17 protein-coding genes are annotated in these 21286 nt (G+C 70.3%); 8 read left to right on the forward strand and 9 right to left on the reverse strand.

Going from position 1 to position 21286, the window contains the following annotated elements; all coding sequences use genetic code 11:
* Positions 1-57: 57 nt before the first annotated feature.
* Positions 58-675, forward strand: coding sequence for a GGDEF domain-containing protein (locus tag CDN99_RS06930; protein ID WP_088383963.1), 618 nt, complete (start codon positions 58-60; stop codon positions 673-675).
* Here the strand turns inward: CDN99_RS06930 and CDN99_RS06935 are convergent.
* From CDN99_RS06935 to CDN99_RS06945, 3 genes are read right to left on the reverse strand one after another with little or no spacing between them, the layout of a single operon-like run.
* Entirely contained in the window at positions 651-1790 is a 1140-nt protein-coding gene (locus CDN99_RS06935; RefSeq protein WP_088383964.1) for a lipocalin-like domain-containing protein, read from the reverse strand. The genes CDN99_RS06930 and CDN99_RS06935 overlap by 25 nt on opposite strands.
* On the reverse strand, positions 1790-4411 hold the full coding sequence (locus CDN99_RS06940) for an ABC transporter permease (RefSeq protein ID WP_088383965.1): 2622 nt from the start codon (positions 4409-4411) through the stop codon (positions 1790-1792). The genes CDN99_RS06935 and CDN99_RS06940 overlap by 1 nt, the downstream gene beginning before the upstream one ends.
* Positions 4412-4438: 27 nt before the next feature.
* Entirely contained in the window at positions 4439-5098 is a 660-nt protein-coding gene (locus CDN99_RS06945; protein WP_088383966.1) for an ABC transporter ATP-binding protein, read from the reverse strand.
* Between the two features lie 235 nt (positions 5099-5333).
* Here CDN99_RS06945 and CDN99_RS06950 point away from each other — a divergent pair, with 235 nt between their 5' ends.
* Positions 5334-6272 (forward strand): hypothetical protein, encoded by a 939-nt coding sequence (locus CDN99_RS06950; protein WP_141100680.1) that lies wholly within the window; start codon positions 5334-5336, stop codon positions 6270-6272.
* A 12-nt stretch (positions 6273-6284) separates the two neighbouring features.
* Here the strand turns inward: CDN99_RS06950 and miaA are convergent, their stop codons facing one another.
* On the reverse strand, positions 6285-7238 hold the full coding sequence (gene miaA / locus CDN99_RS06955) for a tRNA (adenosine(37)-N6)-dimethylallyltransferase MiaA (protein WP_088383968.1): 954 nt from the start codon (positions 7236-7238) through the stop codon (positions 6285-6287).
* The gene (locus CDN99_RS29160) at positions 7235-8098 is read right to left on the reverse strand and encodes a pseudouridine synthase (RefSeq protein WP_238139403.1); all 864 of its coding nucleotides are present in this window, start codon (positions 8096-8098) and stop codon (positions 7235-7237) included. The genes miaA and CDN99_RS29160 overlap by 4 nt, the downstream gene beginning before the upstream one ends.
* Positions 8099-8179: 81 nt before the next feature.
* On the opposite strand from CDN99_RS29160, the gene CDN99_RS29165 reads away from it, so the two are divergent.
* On the forward strand, positions 8180-9133 hold the full coding sequence (locus CDN99_RS29165; protein WP_238139404.1) for a hypothetical protein: 954 nt from the start codon (positions 8180-8182) through the stop codon (positions 9131-9133).
* A gap of 32 nt (positions 9134-9165) precedes the next feature.
* Here CDN99_RS29165 and mutL read toward each other — a convergent pair whose 3' ends face one another.
* Positions 9166-11148 (reverse strand): DNA mismatch repair endonuclease MutL, encoded by a 1983-nt coding sequence (gene mutL, locus CDN99_RS06965; protein WP_088383970.1) that lies wholly within the window; start codon positions 11146-11148, stop codon positions 9166-9168.
* 42 nt (positions 11149-11190) lie between these two features.
* Positions 11191-12003, reverse strand: coding sequence for a CPBP family intramembrane glutamic endopeptidase (locus tag CDN99_RS06970; protein WP_088383971.1), 813 nt, complete (start codon positions 12001-12003; stop codon positions 11191-11193).
* 246 nt (positions 12004-12249) lie between these two features.
* On the opposite strand from CDN99_RS06970, the gene CDN99_RS06975 reads away from it, so the two are divergent.
* From CDN99_RS06975 to CDN99_RS06990, 4 genes are all read left to right on the forward strand, one after another.
* Positions 12250-12900 (forward strand): DedA family protein, encoded by a 651-nt coding sequence (locus tag CDN99_RS06975; protein WP_088383972.1) that lies wholly within the window; start codon positions 12250-12252, stop codon positions 12898-12900.
* A gap of 150 nt (positions 12901-13050) precedes the next feature.
* Positions 13051-16506 (forward strand): S41 family peptidase, encoded by a 3456-nt coding sequence (locus CDN99_RS06980; protein ID WP_158218772.1) that lies wholly within the window; start codon positions 13051-13053, stop codon positions 16504-16506.
* Between the two features lie 165 nt (positions 16507-16671).
* Entirely contained in the window at positions 16672-17391 is a 720-nt protein-coding gene (locus CDN99_RS06985) for a helix-turn-helix domain-containing protein (protein WP_088383976.1), read from the forward strand.
* A complete protein-coding gene (locus tag CDN99_RS06990; RefSeq protein WP_088383978.1) occupies positions 17388-18017 on the forward strand; it encodes a VapC50 family PIN domain-containing toxin in 630 nt (209 codons plus the stop codon). Before CDN99_RS06985 ends, CDN99_RS06990 begins: the two co-directional genes overlap by 4 nt.
* A gap of 51 nt (positions 18018-18068) precedes the next feature.
* Here CDN99_RS06990 and CDN99_RS06995 read toward each other — a convergent pair whose 3' ends face one another.
* Both CDN99_RS06995 and tsaE read right to left on the reverse strand, forming a co-directional pair.
* Positions 18069-19499: an N-acetylmuramoyl-L-alanine amidase gene (locus CDN99_RS06995; protein ID WP_088383980.1), complete on the reverse strand. Its 1431-nt coding sequence runs from the start codon at positions 19497-19499 to the stop codon at positions 18069-18071.
* A gap of 85 nt (positions 19500-19584) precedes the next feature.
* On the reverse strand, positions 19585-20082 hold the full coding sequence (gene tsaE / locus CDN99_RS07000; protein ID WP_088383982.1) for a tRNA (adenosine(37)-N6)-threonylcarbamoyltransferase complex ATPase subunit type 1 TsaE: 498 nt from the start codon (positions 20080-20082) through the stop codon (positions 19585-19587).
* Positions 20083-20165: 83 nt separating this feature from the next.
* Here tsaE and queG point away from each other — a divergent pair, with 83 nt between their 5' ends.
* A complete protein-coding gene (gene queG, locus CDN99_RS07005) occupies positions 20166-21230 on the forward strand; it encodes a tRNA epoxyqueuosine(34) reductase QueG (protein ID WP_088383984.1) in 1065 nt (354 codons plus the stop codon).
* Positions 21231-21286 lie beyond the last annotated feature (56 nt).

A 21286-nucleotide genomic window follows, 5' to 3' on the forward strand; every position in this document is an offset into this window, starting at 1 on the left:
CGTGGCTTGCTCCTGTGCTGCAATCAATCCTCATATCCGGCGAAGGCGGGCAGCAGCATGTCTCAAGACTCGGACAAGGGCCCCGGGGCCTGGTGGATGTCGTTGCGGCGGCGTTGGCAGATGCGCCGCGACAAACCGGTGCGCGTCGCCGCGACCGACGAGGCGCAACTGATGGACGGCCTCAAGCGCGAGGCCGCCCGGGCGCAGCGCCACGGGCATGACGGCGTGTTGATCCTGCTGGAGCTCGACCCCTGGGTGCGGCTGCAGCAGCAGCACGGGGACGACTGCCTGCGGGCCCTGGACGAGCGTCTGGGCCAGCTGGCCCGCCAGCAACTGCGTGGCGGCGACTGGCTGCTGCCGCTGCCGCGTGGCGTCTGGGCCGTCTACCTGCCGTGTACCGATCCGCTGGGCGCGCTGGACGCCGCCGACCGGCTGCGCTCCCGCGTCGCGACGCTGGACTACCGCTGGCAGGGCCAGGCCCTGCCGCTCAGCGCCAGCCTGGGCCTGGCCCATTGGCAGGACTGGAAGCGCGAGCCGCAGCAAGGCGCCGACCAATTGCTGCAGCAGGCGCGCCAGGCGCTGGCCATGGCGCGCGGCGCCGGTTGCAACTGCGTGCGCGCCTATGCGGCGATCCCGTCGGGACGCAACCGCTACAGCGGCACCCGGCCCGCGTAGCCGGTCATCTCCAGGTAGCCCCAGCCGAGCGTGCGGCCGGACTCGTCGGCCAGCCGCGAGACGCCTTCCCAGTACAGGAAGCCGGTGCTGCGCCGGCCATCGATCTCCTGGGCGTCGTAGGCCGCCTCGACCAGGAACACCCCGCGCGGCGTGCGCACGCGCCACTTGACCGGGTAGGTCGCCAGGCTCACCGGGCTGCGCCAGAAGGCGAGCGGCTCGAAACGCAGCTGCTGCTGGAAGTCCACCTGACGGCCGTCCGCGCCGCGCCAGCTGCCGCCGGTCCAGATCGGCGCGCCGTCCCCGCCGCGCATCTGGAACAAGGTCATCGCCGAGCCGTCGTCCAGGTTCAGGCCCAGCCAGTCCCAGCCGACCGCGCTGTCGGCGCTGGCCTCGGCGCCGCGGCCCAGGTACAGGTTGCTCCACTCGTGGTCCAGCCAGCAGCGGGCCTGGACCTCGCGCGTGCCGCCGTCACGCAGGGCGAGCTTGCCGGTGCCGGACAACTGCGGCTCGCTGACGTAGCGGCTCGCCTGCTGCTCGCCAGGGCCCTTGCGCGACCAGCCCTCCTGCCCCTGCAGCAGCGGGGCCTGCGGCGCCTGCAGGGACAGCGACAACGCGAAGCCGGCGGTCTCGCCGTGCATCACCAGCGTGTAGCGGCTGTGGCCGTTCGCGCCGTCCAGACGCCGCAATTGCCAGTCGCCAAGACGCACGGCGGTGTCGCCGATCTCCGTGCGCGCATTGGCGAAACCGTGGCGCAGCACACGCTGGTCGTGCAGCAGACGTCGCCGGCCGAGGTCCGACACCGCCGCGTGGCCAAGCATCAACTGGTCCGGCGCGAACGCGGAGTCGAGTGGACGCTCCAGGTCGTTGCGCACGCGGAAGAAGGTCAACTGAAAGCCGTTGTCGGGCGGTGCGTCGCTGGCCGCCGTCGCGGCGCGCAGAACGCCGGTCACGTACCACCATTCGACCCGAGTCTCCGGGTGCGAGCCGTGATCGCGCGGGAAGCGCAGCGGCGCGTTGGAGAGCGCCGAGTCCGCGGCGGGCGTCCGTGCCCTCGCGCTGCCGGGCGCCAACCCCGCGGCGCCGAGCGCCAGCAGCAGCGGTCGTCTTGCGATCATCACCAGTCCTCCCGCACCGCGCGCAGCGCCTCGCCCTGACCGGCGCGCAGCGCGCGCGCGCTGGCCCAGGCCGCGGTCAGGCCCGTGGCCACGAGGCTGGCCGCCAGCAGCGCCGCGACGCGCCAGACGGGCACCTGCCAGTCCATGCTCCAGTGGAAGCTCTGCGGATTGAGCCGAAACACCAGCACCGCGCTGATCGCCAGCCCGACGATCAGTCCCATCACCGCGCCCGCGACCGCCTGCAGCAGGCTTTCCGCCAGCACCAGCCGGCGCAGCATCGCGCGCGTCAGGCCCAGGTGCAGCAGCAGGCCGAATTCACGCCGGCGCGCCAGCAACTGCGCCGACAGGCTGGCGGCGACGCCGAACAGCCCCAGCCCCAGACCGACCGCCTGCAGCCAGTAGGTGATCGCGAAGCTGCGGTCGAAGATGTCCAGCGAGAAGCGTCGCAGGTCTCCGGCCGAGGCGATCTCCAGCGAAGCCGGCGCGCCGGTCAGGCTGCGCAGCGCCGCCTGTGTCGCGACCGGGTCGGCGCCGGGCTTCAACCACAGGGCAAGTTCGGTGACCGCGGTGTCCCCGCTGAGGCGGCGCCAGTCGGCGCGTTCCATCAGCACCGCGCTGGTCTGCCGGCTGTAGTCGCGCCAGACCGCCTTGACCGCGACCGGCAACTGGCGGCCGTCCAGCCGCAGCATGAAGGCGTCGCCCGGCGACAGGCGCAGCGCGTCGCGCATCGCCTCGTTGATGTAGACCGGCTGCACGCCGGCCGGCAGCGCGACGGCCTCGCCCTGCAGCGGCAGGCGGTGGTCGAGCGGGCGCGCCAGCAGCGTCGCGCCGCCGGTCATGCCGCGCACGGTGATGCCGATCGCGCGGGTGCGCTGCGCCGCGACGCGTTCGATGCCGGGCAGCGCGGCGGCGGACGCGGCCAGCGCCGCCGGCAGCGGCTGCCCTTGCTGCGCGCTGTCGTGCGCGGTCTGGCGCAGGTAGAGATCCGCGGGCAGCATGTCGGTCAGCCATTGATCGAGGGACAGGCGGAAGCTGGCCACCATCACCAGCATCGCCACGGCGAGCGCCAGGGCCACCAGCACGCCGGCGATCAGGCGGCCCGCCTCGCCGGCCTGGTCGCGGGCGCGCTCGACGGCCAGCAGCGGCAGCGCACGCCGCGCGGCCCAGCCGCGCAGCAGGCCGGTGATCACGCGCAGCACGAAGGGCACCGTGCCCAGCGCGCCCAGCAGCAATGCCAGCATCGCCGCATAGGCGCCGATCGGCACGCCGAAGAGGGGGCGCATCGCCGCCAGCGCCGGCGCCGCGACCAGCAGCGCGGGGCCGAGCAGCCACCAGCGGCCGTCGGACTCGCCGCTGCCCAGGCCCTTGAGCACCTGCGCGACCGGCAGCCGGCGCAGCCGCGCCAGCGACAGGGCCGCCGCGCCCAGGCTCACCAGCGGTCCCAGCGCCAGCAGGCCGATGATCGACGCCGGCGTGGTCCGCAGCGCCGGCCGACCGCCGTGCAGGCCCATCAAACCGCTGCCCAGATCGCCGCCGAGCGCGTGCAGGCCCAGCTCGGCCAGGCCGATCGCCAGGCCCAAACCCAGCACGGCGCCGGCCAGTCCGAGTACCACCGCCTCGGTCACCAGCATGCCCAGGCGCTGGCGGGCGCTCATGCCGAGCACGCCCAGCAGCGCCAGCTGCGGCAGGCGCTGCGCCACCGACAGGCTGTGCACCGCGAAGACCATGAACGCGCCGACGAACAGCGCCATCAGCGACAGCACCCCCAGGTTGAGGCGGTAGGCGCGTGTCAGGCGGCGGGCCTCGTCGGCCTGCTGGCGGGCCTGATCCTGCGGTGCGCGGGCGATCAGGCCGGGCGGCCAGTCCGTCGGGACCACGTGGCCCGGCGCCATGCGCAGCAGGATCGCGTCGAGCTGGCCCGGGCGACGCAGCAGTGGCTGGGCCCAGGCGATGTCCATGATCAGGATCGCCTGTTCGCGATCGGGGATGCGGCCGGCGATCGGCAGCGGGGCGTTCGTGCCCGAGTCCGCGTCGGCGAGGTCCAGGCGCAGCGCGCCGGCCGGGGCCGTCGTCCCGGCGCCCACGCTGTTGCCGCCGCTGCCACCGTCGAGTCCGAGCCGGGCGAGCGCCGCGTCGCTGACCAGCACGGCCGGTCGACGCAGCGCGCCGGCCAGATCGGCGCCGGCCGTGCGCGGCAGCCATTGCGGATGGAAGGCGCCGAGCTGCAGCAGGTCCAGCCCCAGCAGTCGCACGCGCTGCCATTGCCCGTCGCGGGCCTGGACACGTACGCTGGCCTCGAGCCGCGGCGCCAGCGCGGCGATGTCGTCGCGCGCCGCGAGCTGCGCATAGAGCCGGTCCGACAGCGGCGGCGCGCCGGGCGCGGCGCTGATTTCGGTGTCGGCCTGGGCGCTGCTCTGGCGCGCGGCGGACTCGAACTGTGCCAGCGCCGACGCGTTGATCCAGTGCACCGCGCCGGCCAGCGCCAACCCCAGCGCGATCGTCAGCAGCGCCGCGAGCTGCCGTCCCCATTGCAGCCGCAGCGCCGGCCAGGACAACTGCCACCACCAGCCCCAGGCGCGGCGCAGGCCGGACAGCGGGGCGAAGGCGGCGGCGGTGCTCATCGTGGGGCGAGGCGCGCGGGCGACGGCTCAGGCCTCGACCAGCCGGCCGCCGTCCAGGCGCAGGCGGCGGTCGGCCAGCGCGGCGGCGTGGGCGGAATGGGTCACCAGCAGGCAGGCGGCGTTCTGCTCGCGCAACTGCTGGCGCAGCAGCTGCAGCACCTGATCGGCATGGGCCGGATCGAGGTTGCCGGTGGGTTCGTCGGCCAGCACCAGGACCGGGCGATGCACCAGCGCGCGGGCGATCGCGACACGCTGCAATTGGCCGCCCGACAGTTGCCGCGGCAGGTGCCGGGCATGGGAGGACAGGCCGACGGCCTCCAGCATCGTGGCGACGCGCGCCGGATCCGGCTTGCCCTGCAGCAGCAGCGGCAGCGCGACGTTGTCCTGCACCGTCAGATGCGGCAGCACATGGAAGGCCTGGAACACGAAGCCGAGCTGCTCGCGGCGCAGCGCGGCCTGACCGGCCTCGTCCAGCGCCAGGATGTCGCGGCCTTGCAGCACGACCTGACCCCGGTCCAGCGGCTCCAGCGCGGCCAGCCCGTTCAGCAGCGTCGACTTGCCGCTGCCGGACTCGCCCAGCAGCGCGAGCATCTCGCCGCGATGCAGCGTCAGCGACAGCTGCTCGAACAGCGTCTGTGTGCCGTAGCGTTTGGTCAGGCCGGAGGCGGTGAGAAGGGGGACTTCCATCGTCGGGGACGAGCGGGGCGTCGGAAGCTGCGAATCGGCGATTGTGGCGTGCGGCCAGGCCGGGATCGGTCGTGCGGATCGGATGGCGATCACGCAGCGCCCAGTCGCGGGCGTGTCAGGCACTGGCCTGAATCGGCTGGTTGTCATGGCGGATCGCCCGTCAACGGGGCGTATTGAGCGACGGTGGGTTGCCAACTGACGGACATCGTCAACTTCCGAAGGAATCGCCATGCCCATGAATCGCCCCATCGCCGGATCGAGCCGAGAGGACCTCACGTCGTCCTGGGAGGATCTCGGCGCCGCAGGCGTCACACGACGGGACAGCTTGTCCGAGCAGGCGATGTCGGACTTTCTGGACGGACTCCGCGCTCGCGGGGACGGCGGCGTCACCTACGCCCGGGCGCAGGCGCCGGATTTCGAGGACGAGGTCGAGGTTGACGCTCCGGAGGAAGTCATGCGCCGTCCCGCGCATCGCCAGGAGGTCGCCGTCGCTACTCGCCGGCACGGCGTGGTGGTCGAGGACAACTCGCGGCGGCAGCCCTCGATCGATGCGTCGAGTGGGTCGAGTGCCGCGAATGTCGAATCGGCCGGCGTCGTTGCGGATCGTCCCGCCGCCGACCGCGTTCTCCTTCCCAACATCGACGCCTTGCGCCACGCAGAGGAGACACACGGCGTGTGGGCTCCCGGTGCGAAGGGATCTGGGGATCGGACCTTTCGTCAGTCTGTCGCTTGCCTGCTCAAGGACATGAGCGTCATGTGCGCCAAGGCGCCGACCCGGTGGCGCCCGGGTGCTCAGGGCAAGGCGATGCTGGCGACACTGCGGACGCACTTCGCGCCGCTGTCATCGGTGCTGCGCGAGGACTACCGTCAACGCCACGAGCAAGCTGGCGACCTCTACCGGGCGCGTGAATCGAGTCTGGTGGAACGGGTTCTGCGCGAGCACCTCGCCGTTGGCTTGGGCACGGTCGCGCCGACCGAGGGCGTCGCGATGCACATGCGGGCGCATCTCCAGTTGGCCAGGACGGCGCTGCTCGGGGCCAACAGGCCGTCACAGCGGCGCCACGACGAGATGGCCGACGAACGCGAGACGCTCATGTTCGCCATCGACGCCTTGTCCGATGTGTTGGGACGCTACACGGGTGCCTCCGTCGCCCATCCGGCCCCGGCGCGTTGAGCGGGCGTTGGCTCAAGCCACTTCGGGAGCGACCAGGCGCATCAACTGCCGCAGCGCATCCGGAGCCTCGGCCGGCACGATGCGTCGTGCCGGCATGCCACGCAGCCAGGTGATCTGGCGCTTGGCGAGCTGGCGCGTGGCGGCGGTGCCGCGTTCGCGCAGCACGTCGAGGTCGGGCGCGGCCTCGTTGTCATCGAGCAGTTCCCACGCCTGCCGATAACCGACGCAACGCATGGACGGCAGACCCGGGTGCAGGTCGCCGCGCGCGCGCAGCCGGCGGACTTCGTCGACGAAACCTTGTTCGATCATCAGCGCGAAGCGCTGCGCCAGGCGCTCGTGCAACCAGGCGCGCGCTTCGTCCGAGGGCTCCAGCGAGATCAGCGGCCAGTCCACGCCCTGGCTGCGCTGCCGCGCGTAGAGCGCCGACATCGGTTCGCCGCTCAGCAGGCAAACCTCCAGCGCGCGCTGGATGCGTTGCGAATCCAGCGGCGCCAGACGCGCGGCGGTCTCCGGATCGAGCGCCGCCAGCCGCGCATGCATCGCCGGCCAGCCGTCGCGGGCGGCGTCGGCATCGAGCCGGGCGCGCAGCGCCGGGTCGGCTTGCGGCAGCTCGGACAGCCCGTCGAACAGCGCCTTGAAGTACAGCATCGTCCCGCCGACCAGCAGCGGCCTGGCGCCGCGCGCCTGGATCGTCGGCACCAGCGCCGTCGCGTCGCGGACGAACTGCGCGGCCGAGTAGCTCGCCGTGGGCTCCAGGATGTCGATCAGGTGATGCGGCACCGCCGCCAGCTCATCGGGCGTGGGCTTGGCGGTGCCGATGTCCATGCCGCGGTACACCAGCGCGGAGTCGACGCTGATGATCTCCACCGGCTGGAGGCGCGCGATCGCCAGCGCGGCCGCGGTCTTGCCGCAGCCGGTGGGGCCGGCGATGCACAGGGGGCTCAGGTCGCCCGCGTCAGCGCTCAAAAGCGCTCCCACGGCGCGAGGTACCGCCACTGGCCCGGAGGCAACTGGCCCAGCGGGATGCGGCCGATGCGCACGCGCTTGAGCGCCAGCACGTTCAGGCCGACCAGCTCGCACATGCGGCGGATCTGGCGCTTGCGGCCCTCGCGCAGGACGAAGCGCAACTGGTCCTCGTTGGCCCAACTGACCTTGGCTTCCTTGAGCTGGACGCCGTCCAGCTCCAGACCGTGGTTCAGCATCGCGATCGCGCGCGGGTCGAGCTGATGTTGCGGGTGCTTCTCCGGATCGCCGTTCGCGACGGCGACGCGGACCAGGTACTCTTTCTCGACGTCCGAGTCCTCGCCGATCAGGTGGCGCGCGATGCGGCCGTCCTGCGTCAGCACCAGCAGGCCGGTGGAGTCGATGTCCAGCCGGCCGGCCGGCGCCAGGCCGCGGCCATGGCCCGGGGCCCAGTGGATCTTGGACGGGTCCTCGCCCCAGTGCGTGTCGGCCTTGACCAGCACCGACGCGGGTTCGTAGCCGTCCTCGGCCTGGCCGGAGACATAGCCGATCGGCTTGTTCAGGATGATGGTCACGCGCTGCGCCTGCTGCTCGCGGGCGGCCGGGTCGACCTCGATCTTCACGTCCGGTCCGACGCGTTGACCGAGCTCGGCGAGCTTGCCGTCGACGGTCACCCAGCCGGATTCGATCCACTCGTCGGCCTCGCGGCGCGACGCCAGGCCGAGTTCGCTCATGCGCTTGGACAGGCGCTCGCCGGCATCGGCCTCCGCCAGGCGCGTGGGCGCGGGCTGGCGCGGCGCGTCGGGCTTGCGGGGACGGTCGGTGCGTTCGGCGTATTCCTGGCGCTCGGCGCGGGCATGCACGTCGGCGGTGCCGGGACGATCGCGATCGCCAGCGTGCCCGCCGCGCGAGCGGCCGTCGCCGTAGCGTGAGCGATCGTCGCCGTGGCGCGAGCCTTCGTTGCGCGTGCCGAAGCGGTCGTCAGGACGGCGCGGGCGGTCATTGTCGAAGCGCGGCCGATCGCCTTGCGGACGGTCGCCGTAGCCGCGGTTGCCTTGCGGACGATCGCCATACGGTCGGTCGCCTTGTGGGCGGTCTCCGTAAGGACGATCCCCGTAAGGGCGAGCGCCCGGGGCACGGCCGGGGCCGTTGCCGTAGCGGTCATCGGGGCGGCGTGCGCGGTCGCCGTCGAAGCGGGGACGGTCCTCGAAACGCGGACGGTCGCCACCCTGGCCACCGCCCTGATAGCGGTCATCGCCACCCTGGCGCGGGCGATCGCCGCCGAAGCGATCGTCGGGACGGCGCGGGCGATCGGCGTCGAAACGCGGACGATCGCCGTAGGGACGGTCGCCCTGCGGTCGATCCCCTTGCGGCCGTGGTCGATCGCCCGGGGGGCGATCTCCATACGGACGACGTTCGCCGCCCTCGCGATCGGGCCGGCCGGCGAAGCCGCCGCGATCGTCGCGCGGACCCCGGTCCTGGCGATCGCCGTAGCCGCCCGTGCCGCCCATGTGGCCTCGAGCGCCCTGGCCGCCTTGAGGTCCGCCGTAGCCACCGCCTTCACGCGGCGGGCGACCCTGCCGGTCGTCGCGGCCAGGGGGGCCGCTGCGTCGATCGTCGCGACCTTGCGGACCGCGCGCGTCAGGCCGGCGTTCCTGGCGGCCTTCCTCGGCGCGGCGCTGTTGATAGGCCGCTTCGCGTTCGGCGCGTTCGGCCTGTGCCTGCGCGAGCGTCGGGCGTGGCTTGTTGACGCCCTGGCCGCGCAGCGGCGCGCGCCGAGGGCCGGCCTTGTCGGAGGTGCCGTCCGGACTGGCCGGTTTGTTCTTGTTGAGCTTGAGGGTGGCCATGTCGGTACTGCTTCAAAAAAGGGGGCGGGGCGGAAGGGCGGCGTGCGGTGAAACGAGCGGGGCGAGGGCGGGGACGGAGACCGTCACCGACCGCGCAGGAACAACGCGTCCAGGTCTCGCACGGTCAGTTGGCGCCAGGTGGGACGGCCGTGATTGCACTGGTCGGCGCGCTCGGTGCGTTCCATGTCGCGCAGCAACGCGTTCATCTCGTCGAGCGTGAGTTGGCGATTGGCCCGGACCGCGCCGTGGCAGGCCATCGTCGCCAGGATCTCGTGCTGTGCGCGTTCGATCGCGTGGCTGGCATCGAATTGCGCCAGCTCGGCGAGCACGCCACGCGCCAGTTCGACGACGTCGCCGCCGGACAGCAGGGCGGGGCGCTCGCGCACCGCCAGCACCTTGGCCGACAGCGGCGAGATGTCCAGGCCGAGCCGGCGCAGCGTCTCGGATTGGGCCTCGGCGGTGGCGATCTCGGACGGCGTGGCGGCGAAGGTCACCGGGATCAGCAGGGGCTGCGAGTCGATGCGGGTCTCGCCGAGCGAGGCCTTCAGGCGTTCGTAGACGACGCGCTCGTGGGCCGCGTGCATGTCCACGATGACCAGGCCCTGGGCGTTCTCGGCCAGCACGTAGATGCCCTGGATTTGCGCGATCGCCCGGCCCAGCGGCCACTCGCCGGCCTGGCTGGCGGGCAGCGGGGCGGCCGGCGCCGTGCCGAAGCCGGCCAGCGCGGACGCGGGTGCCGGCGCGGTGGGCAGGCCGGCGGGTGGCGCGGGCGCATACAGCGCCTCGGCCTGCTCCAGCGCCAGCGCGGTCTGCGCGCGGGTGGGGATCGGGGAGCGCCAGCCGCCGGCCGCGTTCCCGCCGGTGTTGCCGGCCGCATGGTGGCCGACGCCATTGGACGGGGCGGCGGGATACGACCCGCCGGCATCGCTCACCATCGGCCGATCCCAGGCGGGCGTGCCACTCCAGCTGGTCGGCACGACGGGCGTCGGCGCGGCGCCCGGCTCGGCCGTCGCGGCGGCGCCTGCCTCGTCGCTGCGGGACAGCGCCAGCGCGGCCACGACGGCGCGGCGCACCTGCTGGTGGATCTCGCGGCCGTCGCGGAAGCGGACCTCGATCTTGGTCGGATGGACGTTGACGTCGACCAGCTCCGGCTGGATGTCGATGAACAGCACGTAGCTGGGCTGACGCTGGCCGTGCAGCACGTCGTCGAAGGCCGAGCGGATCGCGTGGGCGATCAGCTTGTCGCGGACATAACGGCCGTTGACGTAGACGTACTGCATGTCGGCGCGGCTGCGCGCCGCTTCCGGCAGGCCGACGCGGCCGTGGATGCGCATCGGGCCGGCCTGCGCCATGACGTCGCGGCTCTGGGCGATGAAGTCGTCGTTGAGGACTTCCGCGATGCGCTGCGGCAGCGGCGCCGCGCGCCACTGGTCGACCAGCTTGCCTTCGTGCCAGACCGCGAAGCCGACGTCGGGCCGGGCCAGCGCGTGGCGGCGCAGCGCCTCCAGGCAATGGGCCAGTTCGGTGCTTTCGGTCTTGAGGAACTTGCGGCGGGCGGGCGTGTTGAAGAACAGCTCGCGCACCTCGACGCTGGTGCCGCGCGACCGGGCGGCGGGGCTGAGCTCGCCGCTGCGCGCGTCGAGCCGCCAGGCATGGGAGGCGCCGGAGAAGCGCGACACGATCGACAGTTCCGCCACCGAGGACACGGCGGCCAGCGCCTCGCCGCGGAAGCCCATCGTGGCGACGGCCTCCAGGTCGGACAGGCTGCCGATCTTGCTGGTGGCGTGGCGCTTGATGGCGAGCGGCAGTTCACTGTCGGGGATGCCCAGGCCGTCGTCCTCGACGACCAGGCTGCGGATGCCGCCCGCCAGCAACTTCAGCTGGATCTGGCCCGCGCCGGCGTCGAGCGCGTTGTCGACCAGCTCGCGCACGACCGAGGACGGGCGTTCGACGACCTCGCCGGCGGCGATCTGGCTGATCAGTTCATCGGGGAGTTCGCGGATCGCGCGGCGCGCGGCGGGCGCGTCGGCCGCAGGAATCTCGGCCGGGGCGAGGGTGTCATCCATAAGGGGGAGATTGTAGGAGGTGCCGATCACCGCCCGACACCCTCATCCGCCGGGCGAGTCACGAGTGGGGCGTGCGTGCCTTTGGGAGCGCCAGGCCCAGTAGACGACGATGGCGGTGAGCCAGACGGCGGGCAACGGCTCGACCCAGTCCGCCGAGATTTCCTCGACTGCGCGCTGCGTGTACCAGTTCCAGGTCGGCCGAGTCTGGGCGAGGCAAAGGTTCATCATGAAGTGCAAGGCGACGCTGGGCCACAGTGAGCGCGTGGCGACGTAGAGCGTGCCCAGCGTGAGCCCCGCGGTGAAGTACCAGGCAAAGGGCCCCGGGGTCGATGCGGCACTCTTCCCGTGGAGCAGGACGAACACCAGCGCCTGCAGCACGACCGCCAGCAGCATGGGGACGCCAAGCCGAGTCAAGCGCGAGATGAGCACGCGCCGGCCGATGAACTCTTCGAGCGTGGCCGCGGCGAGGATGGGCAGGATCGACGCAGCCAGTGACAGCGGCACCATCAGCTCGAAGGCGTGGCGGTCCGAGAACCGGGACGTGCCAGCCAAGAACGCGATCGGAAGGGAAACGAGCAGAACCGTCGCGAGCCGTCTTCCTGCCACGCGGCTGCGTTGCTCCTCGATGCCCACCGGCCCGGCCAACGCATAGCGATGTCTGGACAAGGCAATGGCGCACAGGAGGACAAGCAGCACCGCCAGGAACGGGAGCGCGATCGAGGCGGCGGCGTCATCCACCCACAGGCGCCAGTGGAGGGAGAACAGCCAGCCGATCAGGGCATACGAGGCGATGAGAAGGAAGATCGGTTCCAGCAGCACGCCCGCCGACGCGACAGACAGATTGCTCTTGCGCACTTCAGTTTCCTTTCAGGTCCATCAACAGAATGGACGCCCGTCGGCGCCCGTTGAGAAACCTCCGGAGGCGAAGCCATTCTTCGAGCGCCCGGACTGCCCGTCGATAGGCAGTTCTTCCATCACATCGACAGGCCGACATCGCTGCGCCGACCAACACCGATCAGTCGGCCGCACAGCATTTCCAAGTGGGTGCGTCCCACCTTTCGACATCAGTCGGTCTTCAACCCCCCGCCATAATCCGCGCCCATGGATCTCCTGCACTTCCTGATCGATTTCATCCTGCACGTCGACGCCCACCTGGCCGAGTTCGTGACCACCTACGGCGTCTGGGTCTATGCCCTGCTGTTCCTGATCGTGTTCGTCGAGACCGGACTGGTGGTGATGCCCTTCCTGCCGGGGGATTCGCTGCTGTTCGTGGTCGGCGCGCTGTGCGGCGCGGGCATGATGAGCCTGCCGCTGGCGATCGGGGTGCTGCTGGTGGCGGCCATCCTGGGGGACCAGTGCAACTACACCATCGGCCGCTACTTCGGGCCCAAGGTGTTCCAGTGGGAGCAGTCGCGCTTCTTCAACAAGCGCGCCTTCGACGCGGCGCACGAGTTCTACGAGAAGCACGGCGGCATCACCATCGTCATCGCGCGCTTCATGCCCTTCATCCGCACCTTCGCGCCGTTCGTGGCCGGCGTCGCGGAGATGACGCGCAGCCGCTTCACGGCCTACAACGTCGGCGGCGGCGTGTTGTGGGTCGTGAGCCTGACGGTGGCGGGATATCTGTTCGGCAACATCCCGTTCGTGCAGACCCACCTCAGCAAGATCATCTGGGCCATGATCATCATCCCCGGCCTGATCGCGATCTACGGCGGCTGGCGCGCCTCCCGCCAGTCGAAGGCCGCGGCCTGAACCGTCCGGACCCCGGCCGGGCTGACGCGCGGCCGCCGGTCCTCGGGAAAACACCGACGCCGTCGGTGCGCAAAGCAACGGGGTGAGCTTCGTCAGGGGGAAATGCGACGGCTATTCTCGGCCGCTGCTTTCCTACCGGACCCAAGCTCCATGCAACTCAGCACCCTCAGCAAGGCCGTCACCCTGGCCCTGAGCCTGACCGCCGGTATCGCCGCCGGTCCCACGCTGGCCCAGCAGGCCGTGACCACCACCACCGCCGCGACCGGCGCCAAGGCGCCCGCGCAGGCCGCCGCGATGCTGCTGCGCGATCCGGCCGTGTCGGCGCGCAACCTGGCCTTCGTGTACGGCGGCGACCTGTGGATCGCCAATCGCGACGGCAGCCAGCCGCGCCGCCTGACCAGCCACGCGGCCGCCGAGTTTTCCCCCCGCTTCTCGCCCGATGGGCAGTGGATCGCGTACTCCGCCAGCTACGACGGCAACACCGATGTCTACGTGATCCCGGCCGGCGGTGGTCAACCCCGGCGCCTGACCTGGCACCCGGCCGCGGACCAGGTCACCGGCTGGAGCCCGGACGGCAAGCGCGTGCTGTTCGCCTCGTCGCGCGAAGTCCTGAACAACCGCAGCAACCAGCTGTTCGAGGTGCCCGCCGACGGCGGCTACGAGCAGAAGGTCATGGAGGCCGTCGCCTACGAGGGCGTCTGGTCGCCCGATGGCACGCGCCTGGCCTACCGCCCGTATCGCCAGGCCTACAACGGATCGAGCGGCTGGCGCCAGAGCCGCGGCGGCACCACACCGCCGATCTGGATCATCGATCCCAAGGGCAAGACCTGGGAGCAGATCCCGCACGTCAACGCCACCGACAGCAACCCGATCTGGATGGGCGACGAGGTCGTCTTCATCTCCGACCGCAACGACGGCGCGGCCAACCTCTTCGCCTTCAACACCAAGACCAAGGCCCTGCGTCAACTGACGAAGGAAACCGTCTGGGACATCCGCGGCGCCGACGGCCGCGACGGCCGCATCGTCTACGAGGCTGGCGGTCAACTGAAGGAAGTCGGCCTGGACGGCAGCCCGGCCCGCGTCCTGAGCATCGCCCTGAACGAGCCGAGCAACCAGGCCCGCGAGCAGTGGAAGGACGCGTCCAAGACGATCGAGAACGCCTCGCTGTCCGCGACCGGCAAGCGCGTGGTGATCAGCGCGCGCGGCGAGATCTTCACCGTGCCGGTGAAGGACGGCGTGGTGCGCAACCTGACGCGCACGTCCGGCGTGCGTGAGAAGGACGGCGTCTGGAGCCCCGATGGCCAGCAGGTCGCCTACCTCTCCGACGAACCCGGCATGCGCCATCAGGTCGTGATCCGCGACCAGCTCGGCGACGAGGCCGCCGGTAAGCCGACCCGCAAGATCCTGTTGCCCGAGGTGGGTTATTTCTCGCTGCTCGACTGGTCGCCGGACGGCGCGCGCCTGGTGCTGCAGGACAACCACCTGAACCTGTTCCAACTGCCGCTGACCGGGCCGCAGTCGGGCAAGCTGACCAGGATCGACACCAGCGAGCGCCGTGCCGGCTTCGACACCAGCTTCTCGCCGGACGGTCGTTTCCTGGCCTATACGGTGGCCGGCAAGAATTTCTTCAGCCAGATCCGCGTCATCGACTTCCAGACCGGCCAGCAGCACACGCTGACCGACGGCCAGAGCCACGCCGGCCAGCCGGTGTTCTCGACCAAGGGCGACGTGCTGTTCTTCGCCGCGTCCATCAACTCCGGCCCGGCGCAGGTGGGGCTGGACATGTCGACCCAGGAGCGCGCGGTGCGCATGGGCCTCTACGCCGCGGTGCTGCGCGCGGACGGCAAGTCGCCGCTCGCGCCCAAGGCCGGCGACGAGGACGGCAAGGATGCCAAGGACAAGAAGGACGACGAGAAGAAGGACGCCGACAAGGCGGGCAAGGCCGACGGCGCCGCCAAGGATGGCAAGGACGAGAAGGACGGCAAGGACGCGAAGGCCGACAAGAAGGACGACGCCAAGGACGCCAAGCCCAAGGTCAAGCCGGTGCGCATCGACTTCGCCGGCATCCAGGATCGCATCGTCGGCCTGCCGGTCGCGACCGCGCGCTATGGCGCGCTGGGCGTGGCGGACGACGGCGCGCTGTTCTACCTGGAGTACCGCCAGCCGGGCGTGTCCATCGAGCCCAACGGGGGCGAGGGCAACAAGGGCGAGCTGTACCGCTTCGACTTCGAGGAGAAGAAGGCCAAGCTGGTCAAGCCGCAGGTGCAGAACTACAGCCTCAGCGCCGACGGCAAGAAGATCCTGCTGAATCTGGGCGGCGGCCGGCTGGAGATCTCCGACGCGCGCGAGAAGATCGACACCAAGAGCATCGACCTGTCGGGCCTGAAGACCCGCATCGATCCCCGTGCCGAGTGGAAGCAGATCTTCGACGAGACCTGGTGGATGGAGAAGGAATACTTCTACGACCCCAAGCTGCACGGCCTCGACTGGAACGGCATCTACCAGCGTTATGCGCCGCTGGTGGCGGGCGTGCAACGCCGCGAGGATCTGAATGACCTGCTGGTCGAGATGATCGGCGAGCTGCAGGTCGGCCACAACCGCATCGGCGGCGGCGACGTGCATCAGGAGCCGCGCGTGCCGGTCGGCTTGCTGGGCGCGGACTTCAGCTTCGAGAATGGCAAGTACCGCATCAAGCGGATCTTCAAGGGCGACCGCTGGGATCCCTACCTGAAGGCCCCGCTGAACGCACCGGGCGTCGGCGTCAAGGAAGGCGAGTATCTGCTGGCCGTCAACGGCCAGCCGGTCGACGGCACGCGCAACCTGTACCAGCAGCTTGAGAACACGGTCGGCAAGCAGGTGCAGTTGACGGTGTCGGCGAACGCGAACGGGCAGGGCGCGCGTCAGGTGACGGTCGAGCCGACCGGCAACGAAGGGCGCCTGCGCCAGTGGGCGTGGATCGACCACAACCGCCAGGAAGTGGATCGCCTGAGCGGCGGCAAGATCGCCTACGTCTACATGCCGGACACGGCGGGCTCGGGCTTCCAGCATTTCAACCGGATGTTCTTCGCGCAGGTCGACAAGACCGGCCTGATCGTCGATGACCGCCGCAACGGTGGCGGCCAGGCCGCGAACTACGTGACCGAGCTGCTGAACCGCGCCTACCTGGGCAGTTGGAAGGACCGCGACGGCCTGATCTACGACACACCCGCCGGCGCCATCTACGGACCCAAGGCGATGCTGATCGACCAGGACGCGGGCTCCGGCGGCGACTTCATGCCCTACGCGTTCAAGCGCACGGGCCTGGGCCCGTTGATCGGCAAGCGGACCTGGGGTGGTCTGATCGGCATCTCGGCGAACCCGGGGCTGATCGACGGCGGTTACCTGGTCGTGCCGTTCTTCCGCTTCTTCACGCCGGAGGGCGAATGGCGCATCGAGAACGAAGGCGTGGCGCCGGACATCGATGTGGACCTGGATCCGGTGGCGGTCAACCAGGGCCGCGACGTGCAGCTCGAGGCCGCGGTGGCCAATGTCCAGGAACGGCTGAAGACCTGGAAGCCGATTCAGCGCACGACGGCGCCAGCGATGCCGACGCAGGTGGGCAAGTGATCGCTGGGTTGATCTGATCCGAACGAACCGGGGCGAAAGCCCCGGTTCTTCATTGGGAGCTCGAATAGGAAACCGATCGGGCAACGAAGGGAGATCGGATAATTTTCGAATTTTGCGTTTTTTTCGTTTATTGCCTATGCTAGGTGGCATCACAGGAGAGATGCCATGTCACGCGCGACCCACCCCGCAGTTCGAGCCGTAGCGGCGCAGCGCTATCTGCCCATGTTGACCAGCGCGCTGGAGCCCTTGGCGGACAGTATTCAGGAGGTTGTGGTCGTTCGATTGCAGGATGCCGGGAGTGCTCGTCGCGCAAGGGATCCCAAGACGACCGACTACCGCGACGTGCGTGCGGCGATAGAGGGGCTCAAGCACCACATCCTCCTGGCGATGGAAGCCTCGCTGAGCGCGAACACCGCTGCGGGCAAGGCGCTTCGAATGCAATTGATCGCCATGCTGGCGGCGACGGAGGGGGGGAACGCAGCCATGTCGGCGCCATCCTCCAACCAGGCCGACGCGGACGCGCTGATCAGTACTGCGGACGCGGCCCAGCGGCTCGACGTCAGTCGTCCATACATCGCGATGCTCTGCGACACGGGCAAGCTTGGCGAGATCGTTCGGACCGAGGGCGGTCATCGTCGTATTCGAACGTCGGCCCTCGACGCCTATCTGGCGGCACGGGCGAAGGCGGTGGAAGGCGTGCCATCGCCCAGGGAGGCGGGCATGGCGATGGGGTTGTACGACCGGCCCGACCACGAGTATCTGAACGTCTTGCGCGACGAGCGCAAGGCCGCGAAGACTGTGGCCTCGACTGCCAAGAAGCGGTCGTCGGCGAGCCGAGCACAGCCCGCTCGGCCCGCGGTCAAGAAGACGGGGCGGCAGGGTTGACCTCTGAAGGCCTCTCGGTCGTGCTCGACACCTGCGTGCTGCTCTCGCCGCGAGTGGCCGATGTGCTCATGGATCTCCGTGCTGAAAAGCTGTTCTTCGCCCATTGGACGGCGACCATCGACAGCGAGTTCATGCGGCACATGCCGAGACTGTTCAACGCGACGCAGGCACAGGCCGCGTCCCGATTGATGGCGATGAAGAAGCGTTGCCCGGAGTGGGAGATCGAGCTCTCCAACGCTGACTTCACCCAAGTTCCCTCAAGCGTTGACAGTGGGGATCGCCATGTGGCCGCGGCGGCCATCGCGGTGCGGAACCTACCGGATAGCGATCGGAATGCGAAAGTTCTCCTCGTGACGGAAAACTTGCGAGACATGGCGCCGACGGCAATGGCGCGACTGGGCATCCAAGTACTGCGTCCAGGAGCTTTTCTCGACGAGCTCTATATGGCTTTCTCAAAGCCAACGACCCGCGCGGTACTGCGGGCGGCCGGTGATCTGAAGAATCCGCCCTACACCGTGGCGGAACTGCTCTTTGCTTTGAAAAGGCAGGGCGCCAAGGCGCTGGCGGCGGGAATGGCCGAGGCTCTCCAAGTCAAGCCGGTGAAGAAGGACAAGCTGCGCGCGTAGGCCTGGGTGATGGGCCGTGATCGATGCGATTTCGCGCATCGGTGCTTGGCCTCACAGCGCCCGATGCCTTGCCGCCAGCGGCGGATTCTTCGCGAAGTACCGCGCGATGCCGGTCGCGAGCGCCTTGACCAGGTCGTCCTGGTAATCGGGATCGCGCAGCTTGGCTTCTTCTTCGGGGTTGGAGATGAAGGCCGTTTCCACCAGGATGGACGGCACGTCCGGCGCCTTCAGCACCGCGAAGCCGGCTTGCTCGACGCTGCCCTTGTGCAGCTTGCCGACCTTGCCGATCTGGCCCAACACCTCGCCGCCCAGCTTCAGGCTGTCCTTGATCTGCGCCGATGTGCTCATGTCCAGCATCGCGCGCAGCACGCCGGCGTCCTTCACGGCCTTGCTGTTGACGCCGCCGATCACGTCCGCGGCGTTCTCCTTGTCCGCCATCCAGCGCGCGGCGGTGGAGCTCGCGCCGCCGGTGGACAACGCGAAGACCGACGCGCCCTTGGCCTTGGGCGTGATGAAGGCGTCCGCGTGGATGGACACGAACAGGTCGGCCTGCACGCGCCGCGCCTTGCGCACGCGCTCGTTGAGCGGGACGAAGAAATCGGCGTCCCGGGTCATCATCACGCGGATGCGCGGATTGGTGTTGAGCCGGTCGCGCAGCTTCTTGCCGATCGCCAGCACGATGTCCTTTTCCTTCAGCCCGCTCGGGCCGATCGCGCCCGGATCCTCGCCGCCGTGGCCGGGATCGATCGCGATGACGATCAACCGGTCGAGCTTGGTCTGGCTCATTTCCGGCGCGATCTCCTTGAACGGCGGCGCGGGCGGCGCGGCGGGTTCGGTCGAGGCGACCGCGCTGGCCTTGCGGGTCGGCGCGGCCGCGGCGCTCTCCGCCGACGAGGCCGCCGACTGGGGACGGTCGATGCGGCCGATCAGCTCGCCCAGCGCATCGTTCACCGACTGCGCGGCGGTGCGCTCGGCGGCCTCCTTGCCGCGGACCAGGTCCAGCAGCGGGTCGCGCTCCTCGGTCGGATACAGGTCCAGCACCAGCCGGTTCCGGTAGGCCGCCACCGGCTCGATCGTGAAGACCTGCGGCGCCACCGCCTGCTTCAGGTCCAGCACAATGCGCACCACGCGCGGCTGGTTCTGGCCCACGCGCACCGAGGCGATGAAGGGGTCGTCCGGCTTCACCTTGCCCAGCAGCTCGCGCAGGCTGGGGTTGAGCTCCAGGCCGTCGATGTCGATGACGAGGCGATCGGGATTCGCGGCGAGGAAGCTCTTGGCGGCCAGCGGCCGGTCCGATTCGAGCGTGACCCGCGTGTAGTCCGAGGCCGGCCAGACGCGTACCGCGACGATGGTGGCGGCGCTCGCGGCACCGGCGGCGAGCGCCGACGCCGCGGGCACGGCGGGGAAGCTCAGCACCACGGCGCCCATGCGGCGCAGGGCCTGGCGGCGTCGGGGCGACGGGGTCGATGGCTTGCCAGTCATGGGTGCGGGCGTGTCTCCAGTCATCGGGTGTATCGGGTCTATCGGGTCTATCGATTCTGCAAGGGGCGGCCGGCTGGAGCGGCCATCAGCCCGCCAGTCGCCGCGACAGCTCGACCAGCAGCGCCTGGCCGCGCGGGGTGTGGGCTTCGGCTCGAACGTCACGGCTGTCGTCGGCGTTGACCGTGAGGAAGAGTTTCAGATCCGGCGGCGGCAGCATGCCGGCGGCCTTCTCCGGCCATTCGCTGAGCTTGAGCCCGGGCGCGGCGAAGAGGTCGCGAAAGCCCGCGTCCTCCCATTCGCGCGGATCGCTGAAGCGGTAGAAGTCGAAGTGATGCGCGGGCAGACCGTTCAGCGCGGGCGGCTGGTAGTCCTCGACGACCGCGTAGCTCGGGCTCTTGATGCGGCCGGTGACGCCCAGCGCCCGCAGCAGGTGCCGCACCAGGCTGGTCTTGCCGGCGCCCAGGCCGCCATCGAGCTCGATGCTCAGGTCCGCGACTTGCGGACAGCTCGCCAACGCCTGCGCGAAGCGTTCGCAGGCGGCCTCGTCGGGCCAACGGAACGGGCGGGTTTCTAGAATGCTCAAAACCTATGAATTCCTTGATCGATACGCCCGGGCCCGATGCGCCATCGAGCCCCTCCCGAGACCCCGCCGCGCTGGCAGCGCTGATGGTCGAGGTCCGCGCCTGGGCGCATGGGCTGGGATTCTCACAGATTGGCGTGGCCCACGTCGACCTGAGCGACGCGGAAGCGGGCTTGCAGGCCTGGCTCGACGCGGGCTTCCACGGCGACATGCAGTACATGGCCGCCCACGGCCTGAAGCGCGCCCGGCCCGCGGAACTCGTGCCCGGCACCATCAGCATCCTGACCGCGCGCATGGACTACCTGCCCGGATCGGTGGGCCCCGACTGGCAGGACCGCGAGTGGGCCGCGATGCGCGACCCGGCACGCGCGCAGGTCTCGCTGTATGCGCGCGGCCGGGACTATCACAAGGTGCTGCGGCAGCGGCTGCAGCAACTGGCGGACCGGATCCAGGCGGCCGTCGGTCCGATGGGCCATCGCGTGTTCACCGACTCGGCCCCGGTGCTGGAGGTCGAGCTGGCCAGCCGCTCCGGCATCGGCTGGCGCGGCAAGCACACGCTGACGCTGCATCGCGACAGCGGCTCGATGTTCTTCCTCGGCGAGATCTACCTGGACCTCGAACTCCCGCCCAGCGAGCCGGTGACCGCGCATTGCGGCCAATGCCGCGCCTGCATCGACGCCTGCCCGACCGGGGCGATCGTCGGGCCGTACCGGCTGGACGCGCGGCGTTGCATCAGCTATCTGACCATCGAGCAGGACGGGCCCATTCCGCTGGAGTTCCGCGAGGCAATCGGCAATCGCATCTACGGTTGCGACGACTGCCAATTGGCCTGTCCCTGGAACAAGTTCGCGCGAACGAACGCGCTGCCGGACTTCGACTGGCGCGAGCCGCTGGGGCAGGCGTCGCTGCTCGAGCTCTGGGCGTGGGACGAGGCGACCTTCCTGCGGCGCACTGAAGGGTCGGCGATCCGCCGCATCGGCCATCAGCGATGGCGCAGGAACATCGCCGTGGCGATGGGCAATGCGCTCAGGCAAGACCTGGCCCCGTCACTGCGGGCCAGGATGCGGGCGGCGCTCACGGCCGAACTGGCCGGCGCGACGGCGATGGTGGCCGAGCACATCGACTGGGCGCTGAGTCAGGGTGTCGAGTAACGCTCGGACTCCGCCGGCGGGACCTCGGGCGAGGGCCGCGACATCGGGGAATCCGA

Origin of the sequence: Roseateles aquatilis (assembly GCF_002205645.1) — a bacterium.
GTDB lineage: Bacteria > Pseudomonadota > Gammaproteobacteria > Burkholderiales > Burkholderiaceae_C > Roseateles > Roseateles aquatilis.